This window comes from Protofrankia sp. CiP1_Cm_nod3, from assembly GCF_982290655.1.
The window spans coordinates 28,487-35,722 of the sequence record NZ_CEVIVD010000036.1 but is presented as its reverse complement, the minus strand read 5'-3'; the positions used below and the strand labels follow the sequence as shown (position 1 = coordinate 35,722).

Sequence of the window (7,236 nt, the reverse complement as noted above, 5' to 3'; positions counted from 1 at the left end):
GCACCTGCCCGGTACGGGTCGTCGGCTCCGGCAGCTCGCTGCGGATCGAGCACCGGGTGCCCGGCGGTGACGCCAACCCGTACCTGGCGGTCGCCGGGATCCTCGCGGCCGGCCTGTACGGGATCGACAACGACCTCGCGCTGCCACCGGCGACGGCCGGGAACGCGTTCACCGCATCCGGAGTGACGCGGCTGCCCAGGACGTTACGGCAGGCGCAGCGGCTGTGGCGTTCCAGCGAGATCGCGCGGGCGGCGTTCGGCGACGATGTCGTCGACCATCTCGCGCACGCCGCCGAGGCCGAGCTCACCTCCTACGAGACGACCGTCACCGACTGGGAACGCCGCCGCGCCTTCGAGCGCCTGTGAGCCACCGGCACGGCGTCAGGGCACGGCGTCAGGGCACGTGGTTCCGGAAAGCCGGGCCCCGGGTCGCTCGCGGGGGCGGCCGATCCGTCCACGGCCGCCCCCGCGAGCCGTGCGGCAGCATCTCCACCAGTTCTGCCGCAAGATTCAGTTGGATACCGGCCGTACCGCCGTGCCCGGCGCCCCGGTATCAGCGAGTGGTCACCGACGGGTGCGGACGACCACACCCGGGAGAACTGGTCACAATCGCCGCCAATCGTGCGTCCGGTTACGGTCCAGCGGGTCTCCGACAGTATTGAGGCTAGAACGTGAAACGAGGTCGTGACAAGGGTCTGCGATGCATTCTCGATGGTTTTTTCCACATTGTGACCGGTAACAGAAAACACCATGACGAGCATACCGATTTATTTTTCGGATTGTCTTACCAGCTCATGTCCGACGATTCCCACATTCTCGGCAGGCGTGTTGTGGGCGGCTTCCGGCCGGGGCGCCTCCACCAGCCCGATCCGGGTGTGCAGGGCCCGCAGCGGCCGTGGCGCCCACCAGTTGACGTTGCCGGCCAGCCGCATGAACGCCGGTACCAGCACCCCGCGGATCAGGGTGGCGTCCAGGACGATCGCCAGGGCCGTGCCGATGCCGAACATCTGCATGAACGTCACCGACGACGTGGCGAAGGCCACGAAGGTCACCGCGAGCAGCGCCGCGGCGGTGGTCACGATCCGCCCGGTGCGGGCGAGGCCGGTGGCGACGGCCTCGGTGTTCGGGACGCCGTGGTCGTACTCCTCCTTGATCCGGGAAAGCAGGAACACCTCGTAGTCCATGGACAGGCCGAACGCGATGCAGAACAGCAGCACCGGCATGGAGGTGTCCAGCGGCCCGGGCAGGAAGCCCAGCGCCCCGGACAGGTGGCCGTCCTGGAAGATCCAGACCGCGGCGCCGAATACGGCGCTCAGTGACAGCGCGTTGAGCACCAGGGCCTTCAGCGGCATGACGACGCTGCCGGTGAACAGGAAGAGCAGCACGAACGTGGTCAGCGCGATCAGCCCGACGGCCAGCGGCAGGTGATCGGAGATGGTCGCCTTGCCGTCGACGAGCACCGCGGACGGGCCGCCGACGAGCGCTGCCGCCCCGGCCGGAACGGGCCGCTCGCGCACGCCCCTGACAAGATCCTGCCCGGTGTCCGACGCCGGGTCGACCGAGGGGACCACCTCGAGATACGTCGAGGTACCGGCGGAGAACCGGGAGTCCGCGGGGGTGGGGGGCGCCACCTGGCGGCCGGCGGCGTAGGTGCCGGCCGCGCTGTTCACCCGCGCCACGTTGGGCAACGAGGACAGGTCGCGCGCGTATCCCTCCAGTGCGGGGCCACCGACCGGGCCACCCCCGGCGGTGCCGGCGGCACGCCCCTCCAGCACGACGGTCGCGGCGGCGGCGGTGTCGGCGGCGAAGTCCGTCCGGATGACGTCGCCGACCTGCCGGCTGGAGGCGGTGTCACGCAGCACCCGGTCGTCCGGGGTGCCGAAGGAGACATGCAGGAAGGGGATGCCCAGCACCAGCAGCACGGCGACGGCGGGCACACCGGTGATCAGGGGCCGGCGCATGACGGTGGCGGCGATGGCACGCCAGACGGGTGACTCGGAAGCTTCCCGGGGGCTGCCCGCCGCGGCGGCCCGCCGGCGGCGGATCAGCCCGATCAGCCCGCCGACCCGCAGCGCGTTGACCCGCGGCCCGAGCAGCACGAGTATCGCCGGCAGCGCCACGGTCGCGCTGAGGACCGCGAAGACCGTCACGGCGATGCCGGCGTAGGCCATCGACTTCAGGAAGTAGGGCGGGAAGACGAGCATCACGGCGAGCGCCGCCACGACGGTGGCACCGCTGAAGACGATCGTCCGGCCGGCGGTCCGCAGGGTGCTGGCGACCGCGTCGGCACGATCCCGCCCGCCGGCGAGCTCCTCACGGAACCGGCTCACCATCAGCAGGGCGTAGTCGATACCCAGGCCCAGGCCCAGGGCCGTGGTGAGGTTGACCGCGAAGATCGAGACATCGGTGAGGCTGCCGAGGACGGAGAGGATCGCGAGCCCGCCGAAGATGCCGACCACGCCGACGGCCAGCGGCAGCAACGCGGCCACCATGCCGCCGAAGGCCGCGATGAGCAGCAGCATCGTGATCGGGATGGCCACCGACTCGGCCACGGCGAGGTCGGCGGTGACCTGGTCGTTGATGTTCTCGCCGATGGCGGCTGCCCCGCCGGGGGCCACCGTCACCGGGCCGGGGGCGTCCCTGGCCTTCTCATACCGGGCGACGAGGCCTTCCGCCACGTCGTCGTCGGACGTGTAGGCGAGCACGAGCGCGTGCCTGCCGCTTTCGGAACGCAGGGGCGGCCCGCCGCCGTCCCAGTACGAGACCGCCCTGTGCACGCCCGGCTCGGCCGCGAGGGCCCGGGTGAGCTCCCTGCCGGCGGCCGTGACGTCGGGGGCGTCCACCGTCCCGGCGCGGGCCGTGACCAGCAGGATCAGGCTGGGCTGGCCGCCGAAGCGCGCCTGCACCGCCTCGTCGGCGCGGGTGGAGCCCGACTGGGGGTCGTCGAACCCGCCGGTCTGGAGCTTGCCGAAGGCGGTGACGCCGAGCACGGCCGTCGCGCCCACGAGCAGCAGGGTTGCCAGCAGGACAGGCCCGGGACGGCGCGTGACCAGACGTGCGAGGCGTGCGAACACCGGGACCTCCGGAGAGTCGTCGTCGTTCTGGAGAACAGTGTTCGCGTACATCGGGCGCAGTCAAGACACCCGGTCGAAAAAGTTGACAGTGTTCACCGAACGAACCAGCATGACCAGCGTGACCCAGCCGGTCTCCAGACGCGAACGCCTCCGTCTCGCCACCATAGAAGAGATCAAGCAGACCGCCCGCGACCAGCTCGACGAGCACGGCGCGGCCGGCGTGTCACTGCGGGCGGTGGCCCGGGCGATGGGGCTGACGCCATCCGCCCTCTACCGGTACTTCACCAGCCGGGACGAACTGATCGCCGCGCTGGTGGCCGACGGGTTCACCTCCCTGGCCGACACGCTGGAGGAGGCCTTCGACCTCGCGCCCACGGATAACCATGCCAGGCGCTGGCTCGAGGTCACCCGCGCCTACCGCCGCTGGTCACACCAGCACGTGACGGAGTACATGCTCATCTTCGGGACGCTGGGGCTGGACTACATCCCGCCGTCGAGCCAGCCCTGCGACGGCACGGAGCGCTCGGTCGCGGTGCTGTTCCGGTGCATGGCCGAGGCGATCGGCGCCGGGCTGATCGACCCGTCCCGGTTCGCCGCCGAACTCACGCCGGCGTTACGCGCCGAGCTCGAGGAATGGCGGGCCGACACCCGTAACGCGATCTCGTCGGAAGGGCTCGCCGCCTGTCTGATCGTCTGGACGCAGCTGCACGGGTTCCTGTCCCTGGAGCTATTCGGTCATCTGCCCCCCGTGATCCGGGACGTGGGCGCGCTGTTCGACCAGCAGATGCTCGACGCCCTGCTCCGGTGCGGCTACCAGGGCCCGGTCGACTTCGTGCCCGGCCGGCAGGAACGCGACCGGCCGGAGTAGACCGGCCGGAGTACCGGCGAGCCGATGGCCGGCCGGGTGGCCGCCCGCCGGGGGCTGTGCCGGCCGGGTGGCGCGCCGCCGGGCACGGCCACGGACGACGGGCCGGCCCCGGCGGCGCGCGCCCGGGGCCGGCCAGCCCACTTACGCGGACGCCCGCATCCGGCGTTCGAGCGCCTTCAGCGCCGCGTGGCGCGCTGCCTTGATCTCGGGAATCCGCGCCTGGTAGGCCCGCGAATTCGCCAGCGGCTGGTAGAAACCAAGCCGCGGGACGAACGCCGTGTCGTCGTAACCGGGCGGACGGTGCAGCGCGTACGTACGCCCGGGGTGCAACAGGTCATAATTGTCGGCGATCTCCCAGATCGCCACCTGCGCATCGATCCGACGGCGGGAGAAATATGCCTCCAGCACGTCGACCGTGAAGCTTATCTCATGGAACTGCTTGACGAGGTCGCGATAGTCCTGACCGACCTGGTACTTGACCGGAAGTTCGACCTGAACACATTTCAGGCTGCCCAGGAAATCCAGGGCGAGCACCTTCAGGGAGGTCTCCACGCCGTACCCGCGGGAAAAGGCCAGCGAGCCGAAGAGGTCCGCGTCGATCACGAACTCGCCGATGAGCGGCTGCTGGATGGCCGTGACGGCGGGGACGTAGTGGGCCAGTTGCTTGGAGAGCAGGGAGCGCAGCATCTCGGTGGTACGCCCGCCGGGCCGGCCGTCGCCGGTCACCCGCTGGGAACTGCCGTTGACGAACAACGACGCGCTGCCGGTGGTCGCGACCGCCGCCAGCAGGCCCACGGTAAGCGGGTCGTAGTGCTCCAGGTCGGCGTCATGAAATATGAACCGGTCGCCGAATGCCAGGTAGGCGAGGCTGCGCATCGCGCCGGCCTTGCCCCCGTAGGAGGGCGGCTCGTGTTTCATGTGATGTCCGATGACCGACCGCCCCCGAACGACCCAGCTCGCCCCGGCTTCCGTCGCTATACGTACCAGGTCATGCTCGTCGCCGTCGGACGACGGGTCGACAACGACACCGATCTCGTCCAGCACCGGGCGTTCCAGCATCCAGTGCTGGCGATTAAGGGCGACGATGTTACCCAGTGTCCGGGCCGCTTCCGGGCCGCGCGCGGGAATGAGCAGGCTCAGGGTGATGCCGTTGGCGAGTTTACCGGCCTCGATGGCGTCGAGGTCGAGGGTGATGGGGTCGAGCGTACGCACGGACGCCCCTCTCTCGTGAGCTTTCCATGAGAACTACCCCCCTTTACCAGAATGGGCCGGAGACGACGCGAAACGGTATTCGGCGCGTCGTCGCAGGCCCCTGAAAAAACCGGACCACCCCCACTGCCGCCGAGGCCGCCTCCCCCTCGCCACCCGTCCGGCCGGGCGGCAGGTCGTGACCTGGCGTTGGCTAGGACCTCTTCCGCGCCCCCTTGCCTCCGGGCCGCGGATCCCGGCCGGGTGACACCTCCCCGGCCCACCTGTTCCGCCGCAGCCCTCACCGTGAGATGTAACAACGAGTTACAGTAGTACCCCAACGTACGCTTACCAAACTCGGTCGGTACAAGTTATGACTATGGATACCATATGTATCTATAGCGCCACCTAATGTACTGAAGCGTCACGAAAACGACCTGACGCCTGCCTCCCACGACCGCGGGAGCCCAGCGGATTCTCGACCGCCAGTGACAGGTCCGCGACCAGTCCCCGGCGGCGGGGCCGCATCCGGTCACCACCAGGGCCGACTTCGGGGTGGCCCATCCCTGGATCCCGAGCCCACGAAACGGCCCAGCATGACGATCCATCATGGCCTCGCCCCCTGCCCGCGGTGCACAGACCGCGATGGGACGGATGGCTTCCACGCCCGCCGCATCATCGTCCGTTACATCACTGCCCGTCGCACCGATTCTTGGGCGGACCCCGGCCCGGGGCAGGGTTTTCGTTGTGATTTCACGGAAACGGGGACAGGGTGGCGTGAGGCTCTTTACGCTGTGAGTGATGTTGCGAGCAGGTTGGCCATGCCGACGCGTCGGCCAGGCGGGTGAGGTGGGGACAGTGCGTGACGAAACTCCAGCGGACGCGGTGCCGGATGCCGGTGGGGCGGCCCGGCAGCACCTGGTGACCTTCTGCGGGAAATGCAGCTGCGGCTGTCCGCAGCTGTTCGTCGACCATGACGCCCCGGCCGAGCGCCGGATCGTCCTCGTGGACGACTTCGGCCAGCAGGTGCAGATGAGTGTCGACCAGTTCTACGAGATAATCGATCAGGCGAAGTCCGGGGCACTGGAAAGCGTCCTCGACTCGGCGCTGGCCGTCACCTCCGGCATCCAGGATTCGGCCGGGCAGTAGCCGCCGGTCAGCCGCCGGTACCGAAGAACACCGACCGAGACAAAAGCAAAGGTATACGGTCACCCGGCTCCGGCCGGCCCGGCACCGGGCCTGGCCGGTGCGTATCCGGCTGTCCTCGGAACGAGGTTTCCGGGAACTTTCCGGGATTTTCCGCGTGAACGTGGGCCTTGGCATGACCAGGCGGTGCCGTATGCACCATGTACATCATGTACCGGGGGTCGCGGGGCCGAGCGGCACGGCTGGCGGCCCGCTTCGGCTTGCCGCGGCGCTGGTGTTCGCCGTTCTCGCGGGATTTCACGCCTGGCACGCCTGGCGGTCGGCGCGGATGGCACGAGCCGGCGGAGAACGGAGCACCGTGCTGACCGAAACCGGCCATCTTCTCGTGGCGGCCGGTATGGCGTACATGTTCAGCCCACCGGCCTGGCAGGCCGGCACCGGCCGGCTTCTCACCGGGGCCACGCCGGCCTGGGGCTATCTGCTCCTTTCGTCGGTGTTCCTGGCCGCCAACGCGGTTCAGGGAAATGATCCGGGACGCTTTCGACAACCGGCGGCCGGCCGGCACGGCACTGACGATCGCGGCACCGGCCATCACGACGCCGGCGCGGCCGGGGCCTGCTGCTGCGCGCTGCTCGCGGTCGAGGGCCTGGCGATGGCCTACATGAACGCGCTGCGATGGTGGTCGGCGGATGACCTGACCATCGGTTTCCTCCTGCTTTTCGCGGCGCTGACCGTCCTCACCGCGGCCGCCCTGGTACTGCGCCTGGCGGCACGTCCATGCCCGGCGGGAACCCGGTCGTGCTCGGTGGACGGGCGGGCCGGCCGGCTGGTCATCCAGCTGACCAGCCCGCTCGTGGGCAGGGCGCGGGGCGCGTCCGCCCGCGTCCACGGATGCCGTCTGATCATGAGTGTCGGCATGGTCGCCATGTTCGCGGCGCTCCCGACCGCGTGACGCGGCACC

General features: G+C 69.7%; 5 protein-coding genes and 1 pseudogene. 4 read left to right on the top strand and 2 right to left on the bottom strand.

Translation table 11 applies throughout. From position 1 onward, the window contains the following. Window positions 1-365, top strand: a pseudogene (locus AC5LUJ_RS09770) (glutamine synthetase family protein); the annotation flags it as partial. A 401-nt stretch (window positions 366-766) separates the two neighbouring features. Here the strand turns inward: AC5LUJ_RS09770 and AC5LUJ_RS09765 are convergent. Next, window positions 767-3,073, bottom strand: coding sequence for an MMPL family transporter (locus tag AC5LUJ_RS09765; protein WP_250283993.1), 2,307 nt, complete (start codon window positions 3,071-3,073; stop codon window positions 767-769). Window positions 3,074-3,182: 109 nt separating this feature from the next. On the opposite strand from AC5LUJ_RS09765, the gene AC5LUJ_RS09760 reads away from it, so the two are divergent. Further along, window positions 3,183-3,941 carry a TetR/AcrR family transcriptional regulator gene (locus tag AC5LUJ_RS09760; protein ID WP_250283991.1) on the top strand — a complete coding sequence of 253 codons (759 nt, stop codon included), beginning with the start codon at window positions 3,183-3,185 and terminating at the stop codon, window positions 3,939-3,941. Between the two features lie 141 nt (window positions 3,942-4,082). Here AC5LUJ_RS09760 and AC5LUJ_RS09755 read toward each other — a convergent pair whose 3' ends face one another. Continuing rightward, window positions 4,083-5,153 carry a glycosyltransferase family protein gene (locus tag AC5LUJ_RS09755; protein ID WP_250287316.1) on the bottom strand — a complete coding sequence of 357 codons (1,071 nt, stop codon included), beginning with the start codon at window positions 5,151-5,153 and terminating at the stop codon, window positions 4,083-4,085. An 834-nt stretch (window positions 5,154-5,987) separates the two neighbouring features. Between AC5LUJ_RS09755 and AC5LUJ_RS09750 the strand changes: the two genes are divergently transcribed. Then, on the top strand, window positions 5,988-6,278 hold the full coding sequence (locus AC5LUJ_RS09750; RefSeq protein WP_250287318.1) for a hypothetical protein: 291 nt from the start codon (window positions 5,988-5,990) through the stop codon (window positions 6,276-6,278). 355 nt (window positions 6,279-6,633) lie between these two features. After that, entirely contained in the window at window positions 6,634-7,227 is a 594-nt protein-coding gene (locus AC5LUJ_RS09745) for a DUF5134 domain-containing protein (RefSeq protein WP_250289932.1), read from the top strand. The last annotated feature ends 9 nt before the right edge of the window (window positions 7,228-7,236 follow it).

What these genes read in the sequence shown, in the direction of transcription:
- AC5LUJ_RS09760 (WP_250283991.1), top strand. Translation starts at nt 3,183, where the DNA reads ATGACCAGCGTGACCCAGCCGGTCTCCAGACGCGAACGCCTCCGTCTC.